We start from the raw sequence: 24,789 nt of genomic DNA, 5'->3' as shown, positions 1-24,789 counted from the left end.
GATTAAATTATAGTAATTAAATAAGTTTTATTAATTACATTTTCTCGGGTGTTTTTATTAACAAACTGAATGTTTAATTTGGTGATTCTAAAGTTATTAAATGTCTTTATTAATTGGAATTTAATTTTTTGCTGCTTTAGTAGTTCAATTTGATTAGAACTAGCATAGAAATTTTGTCCTTTGTACTTACTTATTTCTTTTAAATCTACTCTATTTAAAGGTTTATTATTATATAGCTCAAAGGCAAAATCACCTTGATCATTCTTAAAAATGTTTATATTTTTAAACTTTTCATTTACATGGCGAGCTGCGTAAGTTCCTCCTTGGTATTTTAAAAGAGTAGGATAAAAACTTGTCATTAAAAACGAATAAACTATTAAAAGACTAGTTGAGCAAATTATAAAATTTTTTTCAACTTTATCAATTTGAGTATTCTTAATCGTTTGAAATATTAGAAATATAGCTGCTATTGTAATAATGATAAAAAGAGGATTTATACTTTCAATCATCAAATAAAAGATAACAGGAATTAGAATTAATATAATAGTAGATATGGCTAATTGTATAGCTGTATATGTTTTTTGAAGCTTTTGATATTTACTTTTGAGTTTGTATATAAAGTCAGCAGTAATAATTGCCATAAAAGGGAAAATAATATTGGTATAATGTGCCAACTGGAACTTGCTTACAGAGAAAACTATAATAGCAGCAAGTGCAGCAAATATTGAGTAAAACTCTTCTTGTTTGTTTACTTTTTTTAGATTTCTTTTTATTTTTAAGAAAGTTGCTATATAAAACAAGAATCCCCAAGGTAAAAAAGCCCATAAAATAGTATGTAAAAAGAAAAAAACACTGCCATTTCCAATAACAATAGGACCAGTGTTGAAAAAACGACCAAATTGACTGTCCCAAAAGAAAAATTTAATACCAGAAACATTATTTTTTCCAAATACTATTTTTTCAGGATGCAAATCAAACTGTTGGTATAAGGTATATAACTCTGGAATGGTAAATATTAGTACAACAGTAAAAGCTAATAACCAAATTGGAGAAAGTAATGTTTTCCAATTTCTTTTGACAATAAGTTCGCCACCCAAAGCAGCAATAATAGGGATTAAAGTAAAAATACCTTTTGTCATTAAAGAAAAAGCTGCGAATAAACACCCAATAATTAAGTGTTTTAGTTGTCTATTGTTAATGTATTGGTAAAAATAATAGACAGAAGCTATGATAAAAGCTGTTAAAAAAGGTTCAGCTCTAACGTCAAAATTTGAAATAACACTATGAAGAGACGTACTTAGAATTAAAGAAGCTAAAATGGCTGTTTCTTTATTGTAGTTTTCTTTAGTAAACTTATAAGTAATACAAACTCCATAGAAAAAAATTAAAACGGCAGGGAATTTATAAGCAAAATTATTGATTCCAAACAGCTTAAAAGAAAAGGCCGAAAGCCAGAAAGGCATATGAGGTTTGTCTAACCAATCTTTTCCTAAAGAGTATAGGTTTATAAAATCATTATTTTCTGACATTGTTTTAGCAATTGAAGCATATAGAGCGCCATCTGGAGCCATTATGTCTAAGAATAAACCTAATATAGTTACAAAACCAATTAAAAAATAGATACTTATATATAGTTTGTTTTTGCTCATAATATTTTTTAAATGAGCAACCAAAATACTACAAAAATAGAAGGTATAATAAGTTTTAGTATTAATTTATAAATGATGATAAAAATACAAGCCAAAGCAATGAAGCTTTGGCTTGTAAACTAATAAAACCAAGTATTAGTATCATTTAACGTTAGCTAGCAAATGAACTAATGTTGTTAAGGTTTATTACCTAGTATTTTTAAATATTTATATTTTCTAATAGTGATATTAAAAGGCTGTATAAAAAATTTAAGATTTTTATAAAAAGGTCACCTTTAAAGAAAAAATCAAAAAGAGAATCCATAGTTTTTAGCTTTAGAATAGTTACCAAATTTTAAAATTAAAAGACTCATCGTCATAACTTCTGATAAATCCATGTTCATCACCATTTCTAATTATTATTTTAGAAGTTGTTTTGCCTTTATAGCCATCATTACAATTAACTTTTAGACTGTAAGTGTTAATTTTACCATTTTCATGAAACGTAGATTCTGAGAAATCTATGTCAATGTTTTTACGTTTCTTAAACCATTTAGCTAATTTGATTAATTGTTTTTCTGTGGTTTCATCTGTAATGGTAAGTTCAGCTTTAATATTATTAATAGTACTATCAAACAAAAAGCTAACATTTTCATTAACGCTATCATCATAATCTATATCAGCATCATCAGTTTTTTCTTTTTCTTCCTTTTCCTGTTTTTTTTCACAATCGGTACATTCAAAACCTTCAGAGGTCATTTTAAATTTATGATTAGCCATGTCTCGATCATAAATATCCTCAGTATTCTCTATGTTGTATAAAAAATTACGAGAAGACCTTTCAAAATACACGGTGGTGCCTTCTGGAATATAAAGCGTAACTTTAACTTCTTCGTCTTTTCGCATATTTTTTAAATCGCTTAAAAAGTAGGCATCAAAAACTAATGTATTATTAGCTGTTTTAAAACTATAGTCTATTAATTCTGCATTTTTATTAGCTTTATTTCGCTTTCTGCCTTCTGATGTTTTCTTTATTTTTATATAAGCATTGCCTGTCTCACTTTTTCGTACATTGATATGTATATCATTAGAATACTTTACAGTTTTATCATTATGTGTAACATTAATAGCATTATCTCTATTTCTTAGGTTTCCTAAATCATACAAATTGTCATCGTTTATTACACGTATTTTAATAGGATTTTCTGTATTGTATGTGAGACTGTGTTTTTCAACATGAGTTCCATTATAAGCTTTTGAAGTTCCATATTCAATAGCTGAGAAACCAACACCTAATAAGGCAACTAACCATAACCCAAGTAATGTTAAAACTGTAGTTGTATTTAGCTTTTTTATATTAGGAGAAAGAATTCTTAAACCTAAAATAAATAAAACTAAAAAGGGTATACCTGCAAGGATAAAGAAAAATAAAAACATTAGCCATTTAGGCAATAAAGAGTCATATAAAAACGGAATATTAAATTCATTATCGAAATTTAAAACTTCTAAACTACCAATAGAAAACATTCCTAAAATTAGTGACACTAAAGCTATTCCAGCAATAAACAACAAAAGTACGCCCATGAACTTACCAAACACTTTAAAAACTGCTAGTAAAATTTTTCCTAAAGTATCTATAAAATCTTGCGCTCCTGATTTAGTTTGGTTACGTAATTTATCATAATCAGCGTTAGAGATTTTATCGGTCAACTCATGGGCGCCTTCCTTTACCTTTGCAGAAAGACTTTCAAATTCGGTTCTAATTTTTTTTTCTATGTTACTTATATTAACAGCTTCACCTTCCATTTGTAACTTTTCAGCTGTAGTTCTAGCTTCAGGTAATAAAACCCATAAAATAATATACCCAATTACACCAAAACCAAATCCAGCCAAAGTTAAAATAAGGAATGCTAAACGAATCCAAATAACATCAATGTTAAAGTAATAACCTAGACCAGAACATACACCAGCTAAAAACTTATCTTCACTATTTCTAAATAGTTTTTTTGAATTACTAGTTCTGTTTGATTTGTAATAAGTATTGTCACTGTAAGTTTCTTCTGCTTCAGTATAATCTTCTGGTTGTCCCATGATGGCAATGATTTCATCAATATCACCTTCATTAACTACTTGACGAACATCGGTAACTCTTTCAGATAAGAGTTCACTTATTCTAGCTTCTATATCAGCTATAATTTCCTCTTTTCCTTGTGGATCATCACTTAAAGAACGAGATATAGCATCTAAATATCGTTTTAATTTTTGAAAGGCAATTTCATCTATATGGAAGAAAAATCCGCCTAAATTTATATTTATTGTTTTATTCATTTTTAGTTGATTTTGAGCTTGTTACTTGGTTTACTGCTTCTACTAAATTATTCCAGGTTTTATCTAATTCTTTTAAAAATAGTTGTCCATTTTCGGTTAGTACATAATACTTTCTAGGTGGGCCAGAGGTTGATTCTTCCCATCGATAGCTTAAAAGTCCAGCATTTTTGAGTCTAGTTAGTAAAGGGTAAATAGTACCTTCAACAACTATCATCTCTGCACTTTTAAGTGTAGATAGGATTTCTGAGGTGTAAGCATCTCCATTTTGTAAAATAGTTAAGATGCAATATTCTAGCACACCCTTACGCATTTGAGCTTTTGTGTTTTCTATCTTCATTGAGTGTGATTTATAAATTATTTAATAAAGTTAATGGTAAAAGGATACTTATAATTTTCTCCTTTGTTAGCTTTCATTGCAGCAATAATAATAAGCGCAATTTTAATAAGAGTGATTAAGCCTACTAATGAGAAGGCTCCAAATACCCCAAAAATACCATGGTTAGAGAAATGGTTGTTTCCAAAATCAATGTTTACATTAATACCATTAAAGACGTCAAAAAAGTTCCCAAATATGATAGAGAAAAAAGAGGCGCTTAAGATGAATATGTATATGCCAAAGCTGATGTTAAAATTAACTGCTTGTTTTCCATGCTCATCTAAAAAGTAACTTCTCTTTTTTAAAGTTTGCCATATTATTAATGGAGTTATAATACTTCCAAAAGGAAATAAATAACCAGCAAAAGCTGAAATGTGTATTAAAAAAGCATTGGTGTTTTCGTCGTTTTGTTGCATGATAAATAGTTTTGTATAATACCTTACAATGCAAATATATGTATTTAAAAAGGTATTATGCAATACATAGTACTAAAATTTAACATTTTTAACATTTCAATGTGTATAAGATAAGTTTTGATAAAAAGTTGTACATTGCCTTTAAACACTAGAGATAATGAAGTTTACACCACGAAAAATTAACCTATTTTTATTATTTAAATTACCATCAGCTTTTTTTACAGGAGTAAGAGTTAAGTCTATTACAGATGCTAATTCCATAGTTGTAGTTAAACATAGATGGATTAATCAAAACCCTTTTAAGTCAATGTTTTGGGCTGTTCAAGGTATGGCATCTGAGTTATCTACTGGTATTTTAGTGATGAAAGAAATTTATGAGTCAAAACATAAAATTTCAATGTTAGTAACTAATATGGATGCTACATTTACAAAAAAAGCAACAGGAAAGATTCGATTTGAGTGTAATGATGGACATTTGATAAGGGAAGCGATTTCAAAAGCAATAGAAACTAAAGAAGGTCAGGTAGTAATAGTTACTTCTGAAGGAATAAATGAAGAAGGAGTTTCAGTTTCTAAATTTAAGTATGAATGGAGTTTAAAAGTTAAATCGTAACAATTAAGCTTTTTTTGAGTCTAACATAAAAAACTAATTATTTATGAATGCACACGAAATTGATTATCGCATTTTTGGAGAAGAAATGCAATATGTAGAAATAGAGTTGGATCCTCAAGAAGGTGTTGTAGCTGAAAGTGGAAGTTTTATGATGATGGATGCTGATGTTAAGATGAACACTATTTTTGGCGATGGGTCAAATCAAGAAAAAGGATTATTAGGTAAGATTTTTTCTGCTGGAAAAAGAATCCTCACAGGTGAGAGTTTGTTTATGACTGTTTTTACCAATGATGGAGTGGGAAAAAAACAGGTTTCTTTTGCTTCCCCATATCCAGGAAAGATTATCCCTATTGATTTAACTGAGTTTGGTGGGAAATTTATTTGTCAAAAAGATGCTTTTTTATGTGCAGCTAAAGGTGTGTCTATCGGAATAGAGTTTTCTAAGAAGTTAGGAAGAGGTTTATTTGGTGGTGAAGGGTTTATTATGCAAAAGATGGAAGGAGATGGTATGGGCTTTATTCATGCAGGTGGAACTATGGCGAAAAAAGTTTTGCAACCAGGAGAGGTATTAAAAGTTGATACTGGATGTATTGTCGGTTTTACGCAAGATGTTGATTATGATATAGAATTTGTAGGAGGTATAAAAAATACTGTTTTTGGAGGGGAAGGATTGTTTTTTGCAACTTTACAAGGACCAGGTACCGTGTATATTCAGTCATTACCATTTAGTAGGCTGGCAGGAAGAGTACTTTCCATGGCTCCTCGATCAGGAGGAGATAGAGGTGAGGGGAGTATATTAGGTGGTATTGGAGATTTGCTAGATGGAGACAATAAATTTTAATCTGATGTAGTTTATAAAAAAATCCGCTTTTGAGCGGATTTTTTTATGATTTATATTAGTAAAATATCTTAAATACCTAATTCATCAAACATACTTAATAGTTTTTCTCCATCAGAAGGTCTAGGAGCGTTTGGACTAACAATAGTTCCGTCAGGAGCAACCATAATAAATCTAGGAAGACCTTTAATTGCAAACTTCTTAATAAAGTCTGAGCCAAATGATTTATCAGCAAATAACTGAACACCTCCCATTTCTTTTTGTTCAACAGTTTCTTTCCATTTATTCTTAGCATTTATATTATCAACACTAATACTAACAAACTCAATGTTTTTATCATGGTATTGTGTTTCTAGTCTTTTTAATAAAGGAGTTTCTCTTTTACAAAAGCTACACCAAGTTGCCCAAACATCAATATATATATACTTGCCATTACCTAGTAAGTCGTCTAAAGAAGTTTTGTCTCCATTATAGTTCTCATAGTTGTCAAACTTAGGGCAAGGTTTACCTTTAGAGGTTAATTTTAATGAATTAAAAATTTCAGTAATTCTTCCTTCGTGGCTTGGGTTTGTAGAATAAGACATGAATTTTTTGTAATACTCATTTAGGTATTCGGTATAAGTAATTCCATCTTTAGCACCCACCTTGTCTTTATTAAATAATAAATCGTTTTTAGCTATAGAATCTGTAACTTCAGTTTGAACAGTTTCTAGATAAGTAAGGTAGTAATCCCCTCCGTCTTTTAACTTTTCATTGGTTTTCTTTTCCATTTCTTTACCTAAGATTTCTCTATAAAAATCCGAGTTTATATAGTCTTCACCGCTGTCAAATCTTATATTTTCTGTAGGAGAAGGGAAGTTGTTAGAAACCTTAAATTCATCATCACCTATCAATAGTCCGTGGTAATCAGGATAAAGATATAAGTCTCTTAGGTATTCGTAATTAATATTTTTTAGCTCTTTTTTAGTAAAATCTTCAGATAATTTACTGTCTTTAACTAGTTTTTCTAAGGAGTTTTTATAGCCTTTCAGAGTTGATAAAAATTCATCTTCTTCAAGAGTAAGTAGTTTTCTAAGATTACCAATCTTATCTATGAAAGTTTTACTTTTTTTAATAAAGTAACTATTAATAGGAGCATTAGTACCTTGAAAGTTAATAACATTCAACTTGTTAAAATCAACAGCTAGTTGCGTGTCATCAGTTTTTGTTAAGTATAGGTTTATAGGTTTCTTGTTTACAATTAATTTGTAATAACCATTCCTTTCTATTTTGATAGTATCAAGAAAAGTTTTCTTTTTTCTATCAAACTTAAGCTTATGTTCAAAGTTAAAGCCTTTTAAAGTTACACTTCTTTTTTTGAAATTCTCAATAGATCCTGATAAAATTAAGTAATCTTTTACAGGTTTTTCTTCTTTACACGAAATTATAATACCTCCTATGAGGGCTAAAAGTACTAATTTCTTCATATTCTTATATTTAGGTAAATGTAGTGTTTCAAACATCGAAAGTAAATTATTTAGTATTTTAATCAAAGAATTTAACAAAATTTTTCCAATTAATATCTCATTTAACCTGTTTTTTTAAGAAATAAGTCTTGAATTTTAACAAAAAAACAAGAAGTAGTTTTTAATAAATGATTGTAAATGTGTTAGTTTAAAGGGAAAAACTTAACTATACCATTGTAAATATAGTAGTATTTCTTAATAAATGAAAAAAAATTGAGTAGATTTTGGTAGTAAAAAAGTAAAAGCTGAGTTATGCAACTCAGCTTTTAAAAATTTTCTCTTTTCCAATAACAATTATCCCCACACATTAGTTTTAGATAGTTCGTAGTTTCTCATAGTAGATATATTTAATTGTTAAAGCTATGTTAAAACAATAATTGTGCCGAGATTACTGTTTTTTCAATAAAAAAATAGTTTTATTGAATTATAGATGTTTATTTGATAGTTTTATATTGATATGTTTAATTAAGTTTGGGAGAAAATATAGTTATTAAGGTGTTGTTTTTTAGTTTTTTATAACTGTATAGCTTTAAGGGGAGTACTATGAAATAAAAAAGGTTCTTAAAATATTAAGAACCCTTAAAGTAATGATTTTTTCAAACCTAATTACATTGATAACATTGAGTATTTAAAGTTATGTCTGAGATTCCAAATCAAACATATCGCAATTTATATATAATTTGGAATAAAAAAAATAGGGAGTATCCCTTAAAAAACAACTAGGGTAAACCATTAGTTGTATACTCAATAACCCTCGTTTTTTTGATTTTGTTATACAAGTTTAAAAAATAACCTTTTCGAAGAAATTGTTTAAATTGTTTAAAACTAACGAGTACTGTAAATATGATGTTGAAATTCTTCCTTGAGATAGAGGTTTTTTTAATCTAGATTGAAAAAATTGAGTTTTTGTATTGATAACAAGACGTTGTTATACCTAAGGTTGTGAAGAAATATGGTATAATAAAAGGAGCTCTAAAATTAGAGCTCCAAAACTATTCACTTAAAAACCCTTCTTACAAATAAATAAGATAAATAGAGCTGCAAATTTGTGAAATCTTAATGATATAGACAATCGATAGTATCCCTGTTTTTTTACTAAGGGTTTTCCCTTAGAATCTTTTTAAGCAATATTTAGGTTAAAAAAACTAGAGAAGTATTTTGGATAAATACTTCTCTAGCAAACTAACTAAACAATAATGAAACAAGTCTTTTGAACTTACTTCAAAATTAAAGCTATTTAGTAGTTGTTTTTTTTTAATAAGGTGAATTTATGTTAAGTGTAGGTGAAAAGAAGAAAACTAAAGATGAGTTGTAAATTTGTTAAAATAAAAAATAACATAAATATGTTGTTTAGTTTTTTAAATTAAAAAAAGCTCCCTATATGGGAGCTTATAAATAAAGGTAAGAAGGTAAAATATGAAAGTTTGGTTAGTTTTAATTTTTTAAAAATTCCCACTCTCTGAAGAGTAGGAATTTTCCCCTTGAAATATTAAGCTGTCTGAAATTTCTGCTTCAAACACATTGCAATTTAGAATAAAAAAGAACTATACGCAATAAGGATGAACCCTGAATGTAATCTAATGGTTTTCACTTAGTTTGTTAAGGGTTAACCATTAGTGTAGTTTTTGTTAATAATAAATAAAACGATTTGGTTTTGGAAAAAGATGTATTTAAAACTTAGCTTGTCTGACTTTAACTATAATGAATAATAAATTTGGATTTATAGTCTTCTAATCCACCTTGGATTATTTAGGTCAACATATAATAAGAGGCATAAAATAATTAATAGTAAACAGTATAACATGGTGTTTTAATTAAGGGTTAATAAAAGTGATACTATTCCAAGGGAGAGAAAAGCAAGCTCCTACTTTAAATACTTGAGGAGTTTATTCTTTTAATTTGTTTGGTAGGTAATTAAAATCTTACCTAATAACAAATTACTATAATAATTAAGAAGAGACAATAGGTAAAATTACTTAAGAAAAGCTAAGTGTTACTACTTAAAGTAATTAAGGGTAATATGTTAGTTATGGAAAGAAATAAATTAAGGATATTGTATTAAAAGAAAACACCATTAAGTATAGGTTGCTTAATAGTGTTTAATTTATTGTATAAAATTTAGAGTAAATAACTCAAAGTTTATTTTATTCTGACCAGTAAGATAATGTAACTGTTATTTCATTATCAATAACTAAAGCGTAAGATAGAGAAACTACTTTACTACTTGCTCCATCAAAATAACCATCATAAGCATCAAAACGATACCTTCCTTGTGGTAAGCTTGTGAAAAGATCAATATTTCTCCTATTTTCACCTGCATAATAATATTTGCTAGTGTCTAAATTTAAAGCTGCATAACCAGGTAAAGTTTCAGCAGGAACTTCGTTACCATTTCTGTCAATTAACCTTATTCTTACGTTAAATACTCCAGGTGTTTCTTTTAAGTCTATAGCACTTTCTTTAATGAAGTTAGAGTAATTTAAAATGCTTTTAAAATCTTGACTAAGTATACCAATTAATCTAGAAACTTCTGAGGTATTTCCTGCATTAATGGCGGTTACTAAAGCAAGAGAGTTTACCTCGGTATAATCCCCTTTACCTTCAATTTCAGTAGAAGCATCTTTAATTTCAGATACATCTAAATCGTTGTCACTTAAATCTTCTGTAAGGTTTGCGTATTGATTTATTTCATCAGAATGCTCTTCTATGGTTTCAAATTCATTGTTTATAACTGCCATAAATCCATTCGTGTTAACTTTTTGTCCAAAGAAGTATTCAATAGTAATGGTTTTTAAAGCAGATTCGGCTTTTTTAGTACTTGTATCAATAATGTTTGTAGAAGCAATGATTTGGTCTAAAGCTTGGTGAGCTGTTTGTTGTCCAAAAGTAGTAACTCCTGTAATTAACAAAAGGCATGTTAAAATAGTTTGGTAAGTAATTTTTTTCATAATATAAATTAGTTTTGGTTAATATGGGAAAGATCTTGTTTTTCTATTTATATAATGAAAATATAGGCTTATTAGAAGGTTATGAGATTATTAATTAACGTTTCTTGAATCAAGAGATAAGAATTAGTTTTGTAGCTGATTTTTATAGATTTATTATTATAAATACTATTCTAAGCATAGAAGAGTTTAACAAAGAGTTAGAGAATTGGATAAACTATAATGGAAAGGAAGTGTTTGATTTTATAGGGATGTTATATATTTTGAAACCTTGTTAGTCTAATCTTAAAAAAAAATATTAGTGTAGGTGATTTTGAAGGTTTGGAAGATTTTTTTGATAAAGAAGATGTGAAAGTTTTGAGTTTACTGATAAAAAATGCTAAAATTTAGGTGGAAAATATGAATAAAAAATTAAATGCGGACTACTTTAAAGTAAAGGAGGTTCATAAAAAAAATTATAAGAAAAGTAAGTTGACGCTTAAAAAGATAGTTGCTAACTTATTATTAGCATTTGTAATGATTGTAATTTATAGCTCTTTATCAAAATCTTGTACAAGAACTATTAATGAAAGTAAAATAGAAAAAATTAAGTAAAAGGTAATTATTAAAATAAAAAGAACCACACCAAAAGGTGTGGTTATATTCAAAGGGAAAATTCTCGGCGATTTGTGTTTGTAATATATATTAGGGAATCTCTATGTTTTTGTCTATTTATTTGTCTGCAAGATACAATCAATTTACATTTTAATGTTTTGATTTTCGGTGAGTTGTGGTTATGTGTGGTCGAGTTGTAAAATGTTTAAGGTGAGTTAAATATAATTTAATTAAGAGTAAAAAATAAAACCATAGCATTTACTATGGTTTTATAAAAGATTAGTGTATAAAATGATGTTAAGAAACCACTTTAGCAGTATTTAAAAAATCTTTTAAATCGTTATAAGAACTAATAGCGATAGCACTTTTTTCTTTGTCTAATACAGATTCGATTTGTTTTGGAATACTTACTTTAACTTTTAAAGTTTGTTCAACTTCATCTAAAAACTTAACAGGGTGAGCAGTTTCTAAAAAAATACATAAATCATTTGGTTGATTTTGTAGGTGTTTTTTAGCTCCTAAATAACCGACCGCTCCGTGAGGATCTGCAATATATCCACTTTCTTTATAGATCGTTAACATTGCTTCACGAGTAATTTCATCCGTAAAAGAGTAGGAAGAAAAGACTTTCTTTAAACTATCAAGATTATTTTCAAAAAGTTCTTGAATACGAATAAAGTTACTTGGGTTTCCAACATCCATAGCGTTAGAAATAGTAGCTTTAGAAGGTTTAGGTTCGTATATACCATTTACTAAGTAATTGGGTACAGTATCATTTATGTTAGTTGAGGCCACAAAATGCTTAATTGGTAAACCTAACTTTTGGGCCATAATACCGGCGCAAATATTACCAAAGTTACCGCTAGGTACAGAGAATACAACATCTTTTTGTTGTTTATATACCTGTTTGTAAGCGAAGAAAAAGTAGAACATTTGTGGTAGCCAACGAGCGATATTAATAGAGTTTGCGGAAGTTAATACACGGTTAATATTACCATCTAAAAAAGCTGTTTTTACCATGTCTTGACAATCATCAAAAACACCATCAACTTCTAAAGCAGTAATGTTTTGACCTAATGTGGTTAATTGTTTTTCTTGAATATCACTAACTTTTCCACTAGGATATAAAATAACAACATCAACTCCTTTAACACCTAAGAATCCATGAGCAACGGCACCACCTGTATCTCCAGAAGTAGCTACTAAAACAGTTACTTGGTTGCTGTTGTTTCTATTAAAATACCCTAGGCATCTAGCCATAAATCTAGCACCAACATCTTTGAAAGCCATTGTAGGGCCATGAAAAAGCTCTAAAGTATGTACATTTTCTTCTATAGAAACTACAGGGAAATCAAAAGATAAGGTTTCACTAATGATTTCTTTTAAGGTTTCTGTAGGAATTTCATCACCAACAAATTGTTTAATAGCTTCGTATGCAATTTCTTCATTAGAGTATTGATCTATATTTTCAATAAACTCCTTAGATAATGGAGTAATGCTTTTAGGGAAATACAAGCCTCTATCTGGGGCTAATCCGTTTACCACCGCTTTTTGAAAGCTAACATCTGGTGATTTTTTGTTAAGACTATAATACTTCATCTTGTGTTGTTTGTTTTTGTTTACAATGTAAACTATAGTTTGTTATGTTGTTTCTAAAATTTGTATTCCTTTTGTGTTTACTTTAGATTGGAATACATAGTATTCAATTCCTGTATTTGAATAGGCATTTTCTATAGCGTTATGTACTTTTTGAGCAACAGCATCACCTTGGCATAAAGCAAAGATTGTAGGACCTGCTCCAGAAATTCCAGCACCTAAAGCTCCAGCTTTAATGGCTTCATTTTTAACAGTATCAAAATGAGGAATTAAATGCTTTCTAGCAGGCTCAACAATTACATCTGTTAAGGAATTACTAATTAAATTATAATCATTAGTATATAAGCCACTAATTAACCCACCTACATTAGCCCACTGTGTAATTGCACTTTTAAGCGGAACATCTTTAGGTAATACATCACGAGCGTCTTTGGTTTTTACTTCGATTTGTGGGTGAATTGCAACTAATCTAAGTTCTTCAGGAACAGGTAGACGTATAATATCTAAAGGGTGATAATTTCTAATTAAAACAAAGCCTCCAAAAATAGCAGCAGAAACATTATCGGCAATAGGAGTACCACAGGCAGCTTCTTCCCCTAGCATAGCAAACTTAGTAAGTTCAGTATTAGAAAAAGGTTGACCTAGTAATTGATTTACACCAAAGGCAGCTCCAGCTGAGCTTGCTGCACTACTTCCCAGACCACTACCAGGAGCAAAGCCTTTGTGCATGGTAATTGCAATACCAAAATCACAAGGGTGTTTAGTTAACATTGCTAAAGCAACTACACCAGCAGCATTTTTGGTAGGATCTAATGTTAATCCTTCAGCACCAGTAATACTAGTTATGGTTACCCCTTTTTTATTTGTTTTGGTAAAGGTCATTTCATCTCCTTTGGTTTCTACAGCGAACCCCATAGAATCAAATCCACAGGAAACATTGGCTACAGTTGCAGGAGCAAATATTTTTATTGAATTCATTTTTAGTCTATAAAAGGTTACAATAAATTAATTATTTCCAGTTCTAATAACATCAGCAAAAATACCTGAAGCAGTTACGTCTGCACCAGCACCAGCTCCTTTAATTTGCAAAGGTTGTTTAGGGTATCTATCTGTGTAGAATAGCACAATATTGTCGCTTCCTTCTAAATTATAAAAAGGATGTTCAGTTGGGATTTGTTGTAACCCAACCTTAGCTTTTCCATTAGAAAATTCGGCTACATATTTTAAGCGACACTTTTTGTCGTTTGCTTCTTTAAATAGTGTTTGAAAATCATCCTCAAATTCAGTAAGTGTAGTATAAAAATCGTTATTATTGGTAGTATTCAAGCTTTTTTCTGGCAAGAATGCATTATTTTCAATATCAGATAGCTCTAATTCATAACCACTTTCACGAGCAAGAATTAATATTTTTCTAGCTACATCTACTCCGCTTAAATCAATTTTAGGGTCTGGTTCTGTATATCCTTGATTTTGAGCTTCAGTAACTACATCATGAAAAGTAGTGGAAGCATTAAAGTTGTTAAAAACAAAGTTTAAACTTCCTGATAAAACAGCTTGTATTTTATGAACTCTATCACCAGAAGCAACTAAGTTTTTAAGCGTGTCTATAATAGGTAATCCAGCACCAACATTAGTTTCAAATAAAAATGGGGCATTGTATTTACGTGATATTTGTTTTAATGTTTTATAGTTTTCTAATTGAGAGGCGCAAGCTATTTTATTACAAGTAACAACTGCTATATTGTTGCGTAAATATTTTTCGTAAACTTCAGAGACTTTTTGATTAGCTGTATTATCTACAAAAACAGCGTTACGTAAGTTTAATGATTTCGTTTTATTAAAAAAGGAATCTAAAGAAGCTGGTTCTCCATTAGAAAGGACAGAATTCCAATTATCTAAATCTATTCCAGAGGTATCAAAAGCCATTTTTTTTGAGTTAGCAATTCCTACAACTCTAATGCTCATTTTTAAATGCTCTTTTAAATATTTACTTTGTTGATTTATTTGAGCTAAAAAACGTTCGCCTACATTTCCTACTCCAGTAACAAATAAATTTAGTTGTTTAATTTTTTCTTCAAAAAACTGTTCATGTAAAGTATTTAAACCTTTTTTAGCATCTTTACTATCTATTACAGCAGATATGTTTTTTTGTGATGCACCTTGTGCAATAGCTCTTATGTTAACATTATTTTTACCTAAAGCACTAAACATTTGACCACTTAATCCTTGGTGATTTTTCATGTTATCTCCAACTAGAGCAAGAATAGATAATCCTTGTTCTATAACAACTGGATTTACTTTGTGGCGTTCTATTTCAATTTCAAAAGCTTGGTTTAATGCTTTTTCTGCTTTTTCTGCGTCATCGTCATAAATTCCTACACAAATAGAATGCTCAGAAGAGGCTTGTGTAATTAGCACCACATTTATTTCTTGATTGGATAGCGTTTCAAACATACGTTTTGAAACACCTGAAACTCCAATCATACCACTTCCTTCTAAAGTTAATAAAGTAATATTTTCTATATGACTGATTCCTTTTACAGGACTATTACTCTGTATATTATTAGCTATTAAAGTCCCTTTGTTATCTGGTTCAAATGTGTTTTTTATTACAATAGGTATTTCCTTGTAGAGTACAGGTTGGATAGTTGGAGGATAAATCACTTTTGCTCCAAAATGAGATAACTCCATAGCTTCTTGATATGAAATCTCTGGTATAGGAAAAGCTTGTTTTACAATACTAGGATTCGCTGTAAACATACCGCTTACATCTGTCCATATTTGTAACTCATTAGCACCTAGAGCTGCAGCGTAAATAGCAGCTGTATAGTCAGAACCGCCTCTTCCTAATGTAGTAGATAAACCGCTTTCCGTTTTAGCTATAAACCCAGGTAAAACAGTTACTTGGTGTTGGTTTTGTTTAAAATAATTTACACAGTTTTGATTTGTAGTTTTAAAGTTGACTACAGCTTTATCAAAAACATTATTAGTTCTAATTAATTCCCTACTGTCTTTATAAGTTGCATCTAAATTATTTTTTGCAACTTCTGAGATAATATAAGAAGAAAGTAATTCACCAAAGCCACTAATAGTTGCCATTGCTTTTGGTGTGATTTCTTGTAATAAGAAACATCCTTCTAATAAAGTTTTTAACTGGCTAAATAGCTTGCTAACATGTACAGTTACAGCTGATTTTTGTTTAGTATTTACTAAGGTGTCTATTACTTGTAAGTGGTGTTCTTTAACTTCATTATATAGCTCTAAATAATCAGTTTGATTATTAGCTGCAAAATTTGCTGAAGCAATAAGTTTATTAGTTGTTTTACCAAAAGCAGATACCACTACGGCAATTTTTTCTTTTGAAGCAGTTTTAGCTACAATGCTAACTACTTTACTTATGTTTTGACTGTTAGCTACAGATGAGCCTCCAAATTTTAAAACTTTCATTTTAAATGTTATGTATGTGTTGTTGTCTAAAAATTAGTTGTTTGTTTATTTTTTATTTTATAAAAAATATATAGTATGAAAAGATTATATGTTTATAGCTACCCCCTAAAGGGTAATAATAATGATAGTAGAAATGATTGTAATAGCAAAAGAAGCCACTGTAATGGTGGTTTTAGAATAAGTTATATTTCTTTCGTCTAATAACATCGGGTCAAATATATATAAATGATTTTAAATTACTTGTTAATTTGTTTAAATTTTTCTTGAATAATTTCACCAACAGTTTTGTTTGCTATTTTGCTTTCTAACCAAGATAAAATATCTAAATACAGGAAAGCTCTTTTTTCATAAGGATGATTTTCAAATATTTTTAAACGTTCATATATCTTTTTAAATTCCTTTTTTATTTGGTGAGGATACACATCTCCAAGTGATTTTATTGAAGAAATAAATTCTTTTTGTACCTCTTGTAGGTTTTCCATTTTTAATAAAAAACGGTAGGTATCCTTAAACTGTACTTCTAAATGATAATCTAAACCAGATTCATAATGAGCAATTAAACTTAGTACTCTAGCAAAGCATTGTAAGTCTTCAGCAACGTGTAAGTTTTTAGATTTTATAATCTTATTTAGATATAAGATACAGTTTTTGTTATCTCCCATTCCAAAATATAGACAAGCAATTTTATAATATAACACAACAACATGATGATTATCTAAAAGGCTTCTATATTCTTCAATTTTTTGGTTAATAATAGCAACTAAATATTCTCCTTCTTTAAAGCTACCTTCTAAAAAATGCAAATGAAGTTTGTTAGCATAATAATATTGGAAAATTAAAATTTCAGTATTACTATTTTGTGGAATTGTTTTCGTTTCTATATTTTCTTCAAAAAGAGCGAATTCTTCTTTAAATTTATGATAATGTTTTACAAAGAATAAGCTTTCTAATAAATAGTTAATTCCTTTAAGATAGAATACTGGGTGTAAGGATATGTTTTTTGGATCTGATTTAAATAATAAAATCCATTTGTTAGCATGTTTGTAGCTTTTTAGAAAATCTTGGGTTAAAAAACTATGCCATAAATTAGCCTTGTATAACCATAATTTTTCTCTAAAACCTAATGTGTTAAAGTTGTATTTAGGTAATCTAGCCTCAAAATAATCATTAACTTTTTTAAGCTCTTCATCATTTCTAACATATCCTTTTTTTAATAATATACCATATAACTGTAATGAAAGGTTAGAAAGTTTACTAGTAATAACATTTTGTTGGCTTAGTTCTTTGGCTTGAATAGTTAATTCGTCTGCTCTAGTATTAAGGCTTCTAGTTATATATTGACTTTCAATAATTTTTTCAAATTCAACAATTTCATAGGCAATATTTTTTTCTTCACTATCAAGAGCCATATTTTTGGCTTTCTCTAATAGTTTTAAACTCTGTTTATACAACCCTTTCAAATAAAGAACAGTTGCAAAATCTAATTGTTCTCTAATTTGAATTCTAATGTTTTTATGGGCTGGGTTTAAACGTAAACTAGTTAATATTTGTTTATACAAATGTGCTTTAAGATTAGAAAGCTGTTGCTTGCTAACAACACCACTTTTAATGATTGCTTTTTCATCATAGCTTTTTTGTTTTTCTAATAATTTAAAAAGTGCAAAAAATTTTGCATCTACATTACCACCTAAACGCCCAACATAAAGATTAAATTGACGCTTTTCTGACTTTGATAAGGACTTTATCAAAATAAAAAGAGAATCATTTTGTTGGTTGGTTGATGTAATTGTTTTGCTCATAACTAACTGATATTCAGTTTTTAAAAAATAATTATTTTGTGTTAAGTCTCGTAGATAACCTGTTTTAAAAAGGTTACTTAGAAAAACCAATATATACATTTGAATTAACATTAAGACAAAAGTTTTTAGATTATGCCAAATGATAAAGTCCAAATTTTCGATACTACATTAAGAGATGGAGAGCAAGTCCCTGGATGTAAACTAGACACACAACAAAAGTTAATAATTGCAGAAAGATTAGATGTTTTGGGAGTTGATATTATTGAGGCTGGTTTTCCAATATCAAGTCCAGGTGACTTTGCTTCGGTGAACGAAATTGCTAAATTGGTGAAAAATGCTTCGGTTTGTGGGTTAACAAGAGCCGTTAAAAAAGATATAGAGGTAGCAGGAGAGGCGCTCAAGGTAGCTAAAAAACCAAGAATACATACAGGAATAGGTACAAGTGATTCACATATAAAACATAAGTTCAATATTTCTAGAGAGGAAGTAATTGAAAGGGCTACTAAAGCAGTAGCTTATGCTAGAAACTTTGTAGATGATGTTCAGTTTTTTGCTGAAGATGCAGGAAGAACAGACAATGCTTTCTTAGCAAAGGTATGTGAAGAAGTAATAAAAGCAGGTGCTACAGTACTAAATATTCCTGATACTACGGGATATTGTTTACCAGAAGAGTATGGAGCTAAAATAAAGTACTTAAAAGATAATGTAAAAGGTATTGAAAATGTAACAATTTCATGTCATTGTCATAATGATTTAGGTTTAGCTACAGCAAATTCAATTGCAGGTGCAGTAAATGGTGCACGTCAAATAGAGTGTACAATTAATGGAATTGGAGAGCGTGCCGGAAATACAGCATTAGAGGAAGTAGCCATGATATTAAGGCAACACTCACATTTGAACTTACATACAGGTATTGATGCTAAATTATTGTACGATACAAGTTTAATGGTTCGAGAAAAAATGGGTATGTTAGTGCAGCCTAATAAAGCAATTGTAGGAGCTAATGCATTTGCGCATAGTTCAGGAATTCACCAAGATGGAGTAATAAAAAATAGGGAAACTTATGAAATTATTGATCCAGCAGAAGTTGGTGTAACTGAAAGTGCTATTGTTTTAACAGCAAGAAGTGGTAGAGCAGCTTTAGCATATAGAGCTAAAAAAATTGGTTATGAATTAACCAAAGTACAGTTAGATGTTGCTTACAAAACCTTTTTACAATTTGCAGATAGGCAAAAAGAAGTAATCGATGAAGATATTCACGTGATAATGAAACAAGTCAGTAAAATTTCAAATATAGCAATAGCCTAATGGGAAAAACACTATTTGATAAAGTGTGGGATGCACATGTGGTAGATACAGTAGAGAATGGCCCACAAATATTGTATATAGATAAACATTTAATTCATGAAGTAACAAGTCCGCAGGCGTTTAAGGAATTGGAAGAAAGAAATATTCCAATTGCACGACCAGATAAGATTGTTGCTACTGCAGATCATAATACGCCAACGGTAGATCAGCACTTACCAGTAAAAGACGAATTATCTAGAAACCAGTTGGAACAGTTAACAAAGAACTGTGAAAAAAATGGAATTACATTGTATGGTTTAGGGCATAAATATAATGGTATTGTGCATGTTATGGCACCTGAACTTGGAATTACACAACCAGGAATGACTATGGTTTGTGGAGATAGTCATACATCTACACACGGAGCTTTTGGAACAATTGCTTTTGGAATTGGAACAAGTCAAGTAGCACAAGTATTTGCAAGTCAGTGTTTACTATTAGAGAAGCCAAAAAGTTTACGAGTAAATGTTAATGGTAAACTGAAAAAGGGAGTTTTACCTAAAGATGTTATCTTATATGTTATCTCTAAGTTAGGAACCAATTCAGGAACAGGATATTTTTGTGAATACGCTGGAAACGTATTTGAAGAAATGTCTATGGAAGGAAGAATGACAGTGTGTAACATGAGTATTGAAATGGGAGCAAGAGGAGGAATGATTGCACCAGATGAAACTACTTTTGAGTATGTAAAAGATAGAGAATTTGCGCCTAAAGGAGAAGAGTTTGATAAGAAAGTAGCTTATTGGAAAACCTTAAAAACAGATGAAAATGCTGTTTTTGATCAGGAATATTCCTTTAATGCAGAAGATATTGAACCTATGTTGACGTATGGAACAAACCCAGGTATGGGAATAGGTATTTCTGAAACAATTCCTAAAGAAGATGATGATTCTTTTAAAAAGGCGTTGAAGTATATGGACTTTCAAAAAGGAGAGAGTTTAATAGATAAAGAAGTAAATTACGTTTTTATAGGTAGCTGTACTAATTCTAGAATAGAAGATTTTAGAGTAGCGGCAGATTATGTTAAAGGTAAGCAAAAAGCAGCTAATGTAAATGCATGGCTAGTACCAGGTTCACAACAAGTAGCTAAACAAATTCAAGAAGAAGGTTTACAAACTATATTTGAAGAAGCAGGATTTCAATTACGCCAACCAGGTTGTTCAGCTTGCTTAGCAATGAATGATGATAAAATACCTGAAGGAGAATATTGTGTATCAACTTCAAATAGAAACTTTGAAGGACGTCAAGGACAAGGAGCTAGAACTATTTTAGCAAGTCCACTAATGGCAGCAGCAACCGCTGTAGAAGGTAAAATTATTGACTTTACAAAACATTTGAATTAATGGAGAAGTTTGTTAAACTAGTAGATACAGCAGTACCGTTACCAACAGAAAATATTGATACAGATCAAATTATTCCAGCACGTTTTTTAAAGGCTACGGATAAAAAAGGGTTTGGAGATAATGTTTTTAGAGATTGGCGCTTTCATAAAAATGGAGATTTAAATACAGACTTTGTTTTAAATAACTTAAAATATAGTGGAAGTATTTTAATTGCAGGAGATAACTTTGGGTGTGGATCAAGTAGAGAGCATGCTGCTTGGGCACTATCAGGATATGGATTTAAAGTTATTGTTAGTAGTTTTTTTGCTGATATTTTTAAAGGAAATGCCTTAAATAATGGTATATTACCTATCCAAGTTTCTAAAGAGTTTTTAGCTAAGCTTATGGATATAGTTACTATAGATCCAACGACAAGGATTATGGTCAACTTAGAAGCGCAAGAACTAAGAACTCCAATAGGAAATGTAAGTTTTGATATTGATGCTTATAAAAAAGTGTGTTTGATAAATGGATATGATGATATTGACTTTTTGGTAAGTAAAAAGGAAGAAATACAAGCGTTTGAATTAAATAATACAATATAAGGACACAACTAAATTCTAAAACGTCTGCCCATTTTAATTGAAGGGTAAAAAGGGCAGACAGTGTCTAAAAGAATATAGAAATGAAAGTAAATATTACAGTTATACCAGGAGATGGAATTGGACCAGAAGTTACGGCACAAGCAAAGAAAGCATTAAATGCTGTAGCAGATGTTTTTGATCATACTTTTTTATATAAAGAAGCCTCAATGGGAGCTTGTGCAATTGATGCAACTGGTAATCCATTACCAGATGAAACCGTTGAGTTGTGTAAAAGTTCTGATGCCGTTTTATTTGGTGCAATTGGAGATCCCAAATATGATAATGATCCAACAGCAAAAGTTCGTCCAGAACAAGGATTATTACGTTTACGTAAGGAGTTAGGATTGTTTTGTAATGTACGTCCAGTAAAAGCTTACGACAAGTTAATAGAGAACTCTCCGCTTAAAAGAGATCGTATTCAGGGAACGGATATTAGTATTTATAGAGAGTTAACTGGAGGTATCTATTTTGGTAAAAAAGAGTTAAGTGAAGATGGTCAAGTAGCTTCTGATGGTTGTACATATTCTGTAGAAGAAATAGAAAGAATAGCACATTTAGCTTTTAAAACAGCGCAAACTAGACGTAAGAAATTAACGTTAGTAGATAAAGCAAATGTTTTAGAAACTTCTAGATTATGGAGAAAAACAGTAACAGCTTTAGCTAGCCAATATGAAGATGTAGCATTAGACTTCTTATTTGTAGATAATGCAGCAATGCAGTTAATTTTAAATCCAAAACAGTTTGATGTAATTCTTACAGAAAATTTATTTGGAGATATTATTTCAGATGAAGCAAGTGTAATTGGTGGATCAATAGGATTGTTAGCTTCTGCTTCTGTAGGGAAAGAAAATGCCTTGTTTGAGCCAATTCATGGTTCTTTTCCACAAGCAAAAGGAAAGGATATAGCTAACCCTTTAGCTTCAATTTTATCAGCAGCTATGTTGTTACAACATTTAGGTTTGCATGAAGAAGCAGCTGCTATTGAAAGAGCAGTACAAAAATCGTTAGATTTAGGAGTAACTACAGAAGATATTAATCCTGAAAATCCATTTTCAACTAGCAAAGTAGGAGATTTTATTGAAGACTATATCCAAAATGAAGATGATAGTGATGTTAACTTTAAAAACTTACATATGGGGCAAAGCACCATTATATAATTAATTAAGTTTTTAAATGTATAAATAAATACCCTTGAAGTTATCGCTTAAGTGATACAATCAATTATTAAAAGTTTAAAATGAGCTCCCTTAATTATCATTGTGTGAATTAAGGGAGTTCTTATTATACTACAGTTAGTATTGGTTATTATCCTGTTTTTGTCATATCCATAAACCAGTTCCATTCCCAAGTTTTACCTTGATCATTTGAAAAAGCTTGTCCCCATTTAGGATTATTTTCATCGGTTTTATCCCAACGAAAAACAACAAGAACATTTTTACCGTTAATAATGTCTTTAGTAAAAAAATAGCCAATGTTATTTTTAAATGACCCAACAACTGGCGGGTCAAATTTCCCTCTGTTAGAATCCGCCCAATACATACTCCATAGTTTGGTTTCTGGATTAAATAGTCTAACTGTCATTCCTTCAAAAGGCTTACCATCTCTAATAGCTAAAAAATTGTCAATATTTCCTAAACCGTGTAGAATTTTATACATTTCTTGAGTTGAATCAAATGTTATCCATTCATTACAATTATTGAAAATTTCTTTTCGTTTTTTGTTTTTAAGCACAAATTTTCCTTGAAAAAAATCAAAATCATCTTTAGAGGAAGTAGTAGAAGCTTTGATAATTAATTCGTTATTATTATCAAATAATACATTTGGAATGCTAAAAAATGGTTGTTCCATATTATATACTTTTTATTAATTAGGTAAGTTTTAATTTATATTGCAAGTATATATAGTAGGTATGACAACCCTATGTCAGTGATTTTTGTAAAACTAAAAAATCTTCATATAATCTTGAATAGTAAAGGAGTGCTCTTTAGTGTATTCTTTTGAGGTAAGTATTAGGTGATTGATTTTTGAAACTTTAAAATCTCTATAAGCTTTCCTTAAACAACACCAAGCAATTAAGTGCCATTGATTGGTATAGAAAATTAAACCGATAGGTTCAACTTCTCTTTGAGTTTCATTGTCTTGATTATCCGTATAGGTAATACTTAAAATATTTTTAGTAGAAATTCCTGTTTGTATTTTTAATAAATGATCAGTGTGATTTTCATTGTTTTCAGGGATGTAAACTTCTATTTTAGAGCTGATGTCTTTATTCTTTTTCCAATCTTCATTTTTTAATAGCGCTTTAATTTTCTCTAATGCACTTTCTGATTTTTTATAGACAGATTGGTCGGCAAACTTACTAGCTAAGGATTGTAATAGTACTAATGAGTTTGCTTCTTCAATAGTAAAAGAAAGTGGAGGAAGGAAGTAACCATGCATAAGGCTATAACCTTTATTAGGTTCTAAATATATTGGAACCCCAATTTCGTTTAAAGCTTTCAAGTCTCTGTAAATAGTTCGTTCGCTTAATTTATACTTACTAGCAAGTGTTTTTGCAGGAACAAATTTTTTAGATTGTAGGGTTAGTAAAATACTCATTAATCTATCAACTCTATTCATAGGGTGTTCAAAAGGGATTAGAAGATTGTATTTTCAAAAATAAGAGATTTACAATTTAAATTCAGTAATTGTGTCATTAGTATCAAAAATATGTGGATAATGTGCCTTGATGTTTTCTTTCATAAAGTCTAAAGGCACATCCTCAAAATGTCCGTAATCTTCCGTATACTCCATAAACAAACTACCATTTTTATTGTACTGCTGTAAAAAAGAGTTGTTTTTACCGTCAAAATCTAAAGGTAAAACATTGAATTTTTTACAAAGTGAGCTATTAAAGGCAGGAGACATTTTTAACCATTTATTGTTTAAAAATACGTTAACCATGCCGTGAGGTGTTAATTCATTTGATCCAAACTTTTCAGTTAATCTTTCCACAGCTAAATGATTTTTAACTTTTCCTAAATGTAATCGAGCAGGAATATGCAAGGCTCTAAGACATGCAATTAGAAGTATGGATTTTTCAACACAATTACCAGAGTCTTTACCTGCAATGATGCTTGCTTTATAGTTTTTTTTGGTAAAACTAATAGCATACGGATTGTACTTCCAATTATCACGGACTCTAGTATAAATACTAATGGCTTTTTCTTTATCTGATAAGTGTTGGTAGTTAGTAATGAGTTTTTGAATGTTGCTTTCTTCAAAATCAAAATAATAAGAAGGGTTTAAATAGGTCATTTTTGAGCTTTATTTAAAGTAGTATCTTTTGTTATAGATTAAAGTGTAGCTTAAAAGTTAAAAATTATATTTTACAATTCCTTTAGATATATTA

At 29.7% G+C, this 24,789-nt stretch carries 20 protein-coding genes and 3 pseudogenes; 9 read left to right on the top strand and 14 right to left on the bottom strand.

What is annotated here, in order from left to right; genetic code table 11:
• Positions 1 to 2: 2 nt before the first annotated feature.
• Positions 3 to 1,649: an ArnT family glycosyltransferase gene (locus ABNT65_RS08120; protein ID WP_348747629.1), complete on the bottom strand. Its 1,647-nt coding sequence runs from the start codon at positions 1,647 to 1,649 to the stop codon at positions 3 to 5.
• A gap of 324 nt (positions 1,650 to 1,973) precedes the next feature.
• Positions 1,974 to 3,296, bottom strand: a pseudogene (locus tag ABNT65_RS08115) (ABC transporter permease); the annotation flags it as partial.
• 106 nt (positions 3,297 to 3,402) lie between these two features.
• Here ABNT65_RS08115 and ABNT65_RS21025 point away from each other — a divergent pair.
• Positions 3,403 to 3,462, top strand: a pseudogene (locus tag ABNT65_RS21025) (hypothetical protein); the annotation flags it as partial.
• 8 nt (positions 3,463 to 3,470) lie between these two features.
• On the opposite strand, the pseudogene ABNT65_RS21020 reads toward ABNT65_RS21025, so the two are convergent.
• From ABNT65_RS21020 to ABNT65_RS08105, 3 genes and pseudogenes are all read right to left on the bottom strand, one after another.
• Positions 3,471 to 3,956 (bottom strand): annotated as a pseudogene (locus ABNT65_RS21020) (PspC domain-containing protein); the annotation flags it as partial.
• A complete protein-coding gene (locus ABNT65_RS08110; RefSeq protein ID WP_348704687.1) occupies positions 3,949 to 4,293 on the bottom strand; it encodes a PadR family transcriptional regulator in 345 nt (114 codons plus the stop codon). The pseudogene ABNT65_RS21020 and the gene ABNT65_RS08110, both read right to left, overlap by 8 nt.
• Before the next feature lie 17 nt (positions 4,294 to 4,310).
• Positions 4,311 to 4,748: a DUF4870 domain-containing protein gene (locus ABNT65_RS08105; protein WP_348704688.1), complete on the bottom strand. Its 438-nt coding sequence runs from the start codon at positions 4,746 to 4,748 to the stop codon at positions 4,311 to 4,313.
• Positions 4,749 to 4,905: 157 nt separating this feature from the next.
• Between ABNT65_RS08105 and ABNT65_RS08100 the strand changes: the two genes are divergently transcribed.
• Together ABNT65_RS08100 and ABNT65_RS08095 are read left to right on the top strand one after the other, a co-directional pair.
• On the top strand, positions 4,906 to 5,361 hold the full coding sequence (locus ABNT65_RS08100) for a DUF4442 domain-containing protein (RefSeq protein ID WP_348704689.1): 456 nt from the start codon (positions 4,906 to 4,908) through the stop codon (positions 5,359 to 5,361).
• A 43-nt stretch (positions 5,362 to 5,404) separates the two neighbouring features.
• Positions 5,405 to 6,202 (top strand): TIGR00266 family protein, encoded by a 798-nt coding sequence (locus ABNT65_RS08095; RefSeq protein ID WP_348747627.1) that lies wholly within the window; start codon positions 5,405 to 5,407, stop codon positions 6,200 to 6,202.
• 68 nt (positions 6,203 to 6,270) lie between these two features.
• On the opposite strand, the gene ABNT65_RS08090 is transcribed toward ABNT65_RS08095, so the two are convergent.
• Together ABNT65_RS08090 and ABNT65_RS08085 are read right to left on the bottom strand one after the other, a co-directional pair.
• Positions 6,271 to 7,665 (bottom strand): TlpA disulfide reductase family protein, encoded by a 1,395-nt coding sequence (locus ABNT65_RS08090; protein WP_348738944.1) that lies wholly within the window; start codon positions 7,663 to 7,665, stop codon positions 6,271 to 6,273.
• Between the two features lie 2,183 nt (positions 7,666 to 9,848).
• On the bottom strand, positions 9,849 to 10,652 hold the full coding sequence (locus ABNT65_RS08085) for a hypothetical protein (protein WP_348747626.1): 804 nt from the start codon (positions 10,650 to 10,652) through the stop codon (positions 9,849 to 9,851).
• Between the two features lie 104 nt (positions 10,653 to 10,756).
• On the opposite strand from ABNT65_RS08085, the gene ABNT65_RS08080 reads away from it, so the two are divergent.
• Positions 10,757 to 10,927, top strand: a complete 171-nt coding sequence (locus tag ABNT65_RS08080; protein WP_348747625.1) for a hypothetical protein — start codon at positions 10,757 to 10,759, stop codon at positions 10,925 to 10,927.
• 121 nt (positions 10,928 to 11,048) lie between these two features.
• Positions 11,049 to 11,243, top strand: a complete 195-nt coding sequence (locus ABNT65_RS08075) for a hypothetical protein (RefSeq protein WP_348704693.1) — start codon at positions 11,049 to 11,051, stop codon at positions 11,241 to 11,243.
• 297 nt (positions 11,244 to 11,540) lie between these two features.
• Here ABNT65_RS08075 and thrC read toward each other — a convergent pair whose 3' ends face one another.
• The 4 genes from thrC to ABNT65_RS08055 all read right to left on the bottom strand — a co-directional run bounded on the left by thrC (position 11,541) and on the right by ABNT65_RS08055 (position 18,085).
• Complete coding sequence (gene thrC, locus ABNT65_RS08070) at positions 11,541 to 12,842, bottom strand: threonine synthase (RefSeq protein ID WP_348747624.1); 1,302 nt, start codon at positions 12,840 to 12,842, stop codon at positions 11,541 to 11,543.
• 42 nt (positions 12,843 to 12,884) lie between these two features.
• Positions 12,885 to 13,817, bottom strand: a complete 933-nt coding sequence (locus tag ABNT65_RS08065) for a homoserine kinase (protein WP_348738940.1) — start codon at positions 13,815 to 13,817, stop codon at positions 12,885 to 12,887.
• 27 nt (positions 13,818 to 13,844) lie between these two features.
• Complete coding sequence (gene thrA, locus ABNT65_RS08060) at positions 13,845 to 16,286, bottom strand: bifunctional aspartate kinase/homoserine dehydrogenase I (protein WP_348738939.1); 2,442 nt, start codon at positions 16,284 to 16,286, stop codon at positions 13,845 to 13,847.
• 236 nt (positions 16,287 to 16,522) lie between these two features.
• Positions 16,523 to 18,085 (bottom strand): hypothetical protein, encoded by a 1,563-nt coding sequence (locus ABNT65_RS08055; RefSeq protein ID WP_348704697.1) that lies wholly within the window; start codon positions 18,083 to 18,085, stop codon positions 16,523 to 16,525.
• Between the two features lie 132 nt (positions 18,086 to 18,217).
• Here ABNT65_RS08055 and ABNT65_RS08050 point away from each other — a divergent pair, with 132 nt between their 5' ends.
• The 4 genes from ABNT65_RS08050 (at position 18,218) to leuB (ending at position 22,555) form a co-directional block, all read left to right on the top strand.
• On the top strand, positions 18,218 to 19,393 hold the full coding sequence (locus tag ABNT65_RS08050; protein WP_348704698.1) for a 2-isopropylmalate synthase: 1,176 nt from the start codon (positions 18,218 to 18,220) through the stop codon (positions 19,391 to 19,393).
• Positions 19,393 to 20,775 carry a 3-isopropylmalate dehydratase large subunit gene (gene leuC, locus ABNT65_RS08045; protein ID WP_348704699.1) on the top strand — a complete coding sequence of 461 codons (1,383 nt, stop codon included), beginning with the start codon at positions 19,393 to 19,395 and terminating at the stop codon, positions 20,773 to 20,775. Before ABNT65_RS08050 ends, leuC begins: the two co-directional genes overlap by 1 nt.
• Entirely contained in the window at positions 20,775 to 21,359 is a 585-nt protein-coding gene (leuD, locus tag ABNT65_RS08040; RefSeq protein WP_348704700.1) for a 3-isopropylmalate dehydratase small subunit, read from the top strand. Before leuC ends, leuD begins: the two co-directional genes overlap by 1 nt.
• Before the next feature lie 80 nt (positions 21,360 to 21,439).
• On the top strand, positions 21,440 to 22,555 hold the full coding sequence (gene leuB, locus ABNT65_RS08035; protein ID WP_348704701.1) for a 3-isopropylmalate dehydrogenase: 1,116 nt from the start codon (positions 21,440 to 21,442) through the stop codon (positions 22,553 to 22,555).
• Between the two features lie 148 nt (positions 22,556 to 22,703).
• Here the strand turns inward: leuB and ABNT65_RS08030 are convergent, their stop codons facing one another.
• The 3 genes from ABNT65_RS08030 to ABNT65_RS08020 all read right to left on the bottom strand — a co-directional run bounded on the left by ABNT65_RS08030 (position 22,704) and on the right by ABNT65_RS08020 (position 24,695).
• Entirely contained in the window at positions 22,704 to 23,246 is a 543-nt protein-coding gene (locus ABNT65_RS08030; protein WP_348704702.1) for a hypothetical protein, read from the bottom strand.
• A 93-nt stretch (positions 23,247 to 23,339) separates the two neighbouring features.
• Positions 23,340 to 24,017, bottom strand: a complete 678-nt coding sequence (locus ABNT65_RS08025; RefSeq protein ID WP_348747623.1) for a YafY family protein — start codon at positions 24,015 to 24,017, stop codon at positions 23,340 to 23,342.
• 48 nt (positions 24,018 to 24,065) lie between these two features.
• The gene (locus tag ABNT65_RS08020) at positions 24,066 to 24,695 is read right to left on the bottom strand and encodes a transglutaminase-like domain-containing protein (protein WP_348747622.1); all 630 of its coding nucleotides are present in this window, start codon (positions 24,693 to 24,695) and stop codon (positions 24,066 to 24,068) included.
• Between the last annotated feature and the right edge of the window lie 94 nt (positions 24,696 to 24,789).

The sequence above is a fragment of the Tenacibaculum sp. 190524A02b genome (assembly GCF_964036645.1).
Taxonomy (GTDB): Bacteria; Bacteroidota; Bacteroidia; order Flavobacteriales; family Flavobacteriaceae; genus Polaribacter; species Polaribacter vairaonense.
The sequence above is the reverse complement of the archived record's forward strand: the minus strand, read 5'-3'. Positions and strand labels throughout refer to the sequence as shown.

What these genes read in the sequence shown, in the direction of transcription:
- ABNT65_RS08120 (WP_348747629.1), bottom strand. Translation starts at nt 1,649, where the DNA reads ATGAGCAAAAACAAACTATATATAAGTATCTATTTTTTAATTGGTTTT.
- ABNT65_RS08110 (WP_348704687.1), bottom strand. Translation starts at nt 4,293, where the DNA reads ATGAAGATAGAAAACACAAAAGCTCAAATGCGTAAGGGTGTGCTAGAA.
- ABNT65_RS08105 (WP_348704688.1), bottom strand. Translation starts at nt 4,748, where the DNA reads ATGCAACAAAACGACGAAAACACCAATGCTTTTTTAATACACATTTCA.
- ABNT65_RS08100 (WP_348704689.1), top strand. Translation starts at nt 4,906, where the DNA reads ATGAAGTTTACACCACGAAAAATTAACCTATTTTTATTATTTAAATTA.
- ABNT65_RS08095 (WP_348747627.1), top strand. Translation starts at nt 5,405, where the DNA reads ATGAATGCACACGAAATTGATTATCGCATTTTTGGAGAAGAAATGCAA.
- ABNT65_RS08090 (WP_348738944.1), bottom strand. Translation starts at nt 7,665, where the DNA reads ATGAAGAAATTAGTACTTTTAGCCCTCATAGGAGGTATTATAATTTCG.
- ABNT65_RS08085 (WP_348747626.1), bottom strand. Translation starts at nt 10,652, where the DNA reads ATGAAAAAAATTACTTACCAAACTATTTTAACATGCCTTTTGTTAATT.
- ABNT65_RS08075 (WP_348704693.1), top strand. Translation starts at nt 11,049, where the DNA reads ATGAATAAAAAATTAAATGCGGACTACTTTAAAGTAAAGGAGGTTCAT.
- thrC (WP_348747624.1), bottom strand. Translation starts at nt 12,842, where the DNA reads ATGAAGTATTATAGTCTTAACAAAAAATCACCAGATGTTAGCTTTCAA.
- ABNT65_RS08065 (WP_348738940.1), bottom strand. Translation starts at nt 13,817, where the DNA reads ATGAATTCAATAAAAATATTTGCTCCTGCAACTGTAGCCAATGTTTCC.
- thrA (WP_348738939.1), bottom strand. Translation starts at nt 16,286, where the DNA reads ATGAAAGTTTTAAAATTTGGAGGCTCATCTGTAGCTAACAGTCAAAAC.
- ABNT65_RS08055 (WP_348704697.1), bottom strand. Translation starts at nt 18,085, where the DNA reads ATGAGCAAAACAATTACATCAACCAACCAACAAAATGATTCTCTTTTT.
- ABNT65_RS08050 (WP_348704698.1), top strand. Translation starts at nt 18,218, where the DNA reads ATGCCAAATGATAAAGTCCAAATTTTCGATACTACATTAAGAGATGGA.
- leuC (WP_348704699.1), top strand. Translation starts at nt 19,393, where the DNA reads ATGGGAAAAACACTATTTGATAAAGTGTGGGATGCACATGTGGTAGAT.
- leuD (WP_348704700.1), top strand. Translation starts at nt 20,775, where the DNA reads ATGGAGAAGTTTGTTAAACTAGTAGATACAGCAGTACCGTTACCAACA.
- leuB (WP_348704701.1), top strand. Translation starts at nt 21,440, where the DNA reads ATGAAAGTAAATATTACAGTTATACCAGGAGATGGAATTGGACCAGAA.
- ABNT65_RS08030 (WP_348704702.1), bottom strand. Translation starts at nt 23,246, where the DNA reads ATGGAACAACCATTTTTTAGCATTCCAAATGTATTATTTGATAATAAT.
- ABNT65_RS08025 (WP_348747623.1), bottom strand. Translation starts at nt 24,017, where the DNA reads ATGAATAGAGTTGATAGATTAATGAGTATTTTACTAACCCTACAATCT.
- ABNT65_RS08020 (WP_348747622.1), bottom strand. Translation starts at nt 24,695, where the DNA reads ATGACCTATTTAAACCCTTCTTATTATTTTGATTTTGAAGAAAGCAAC.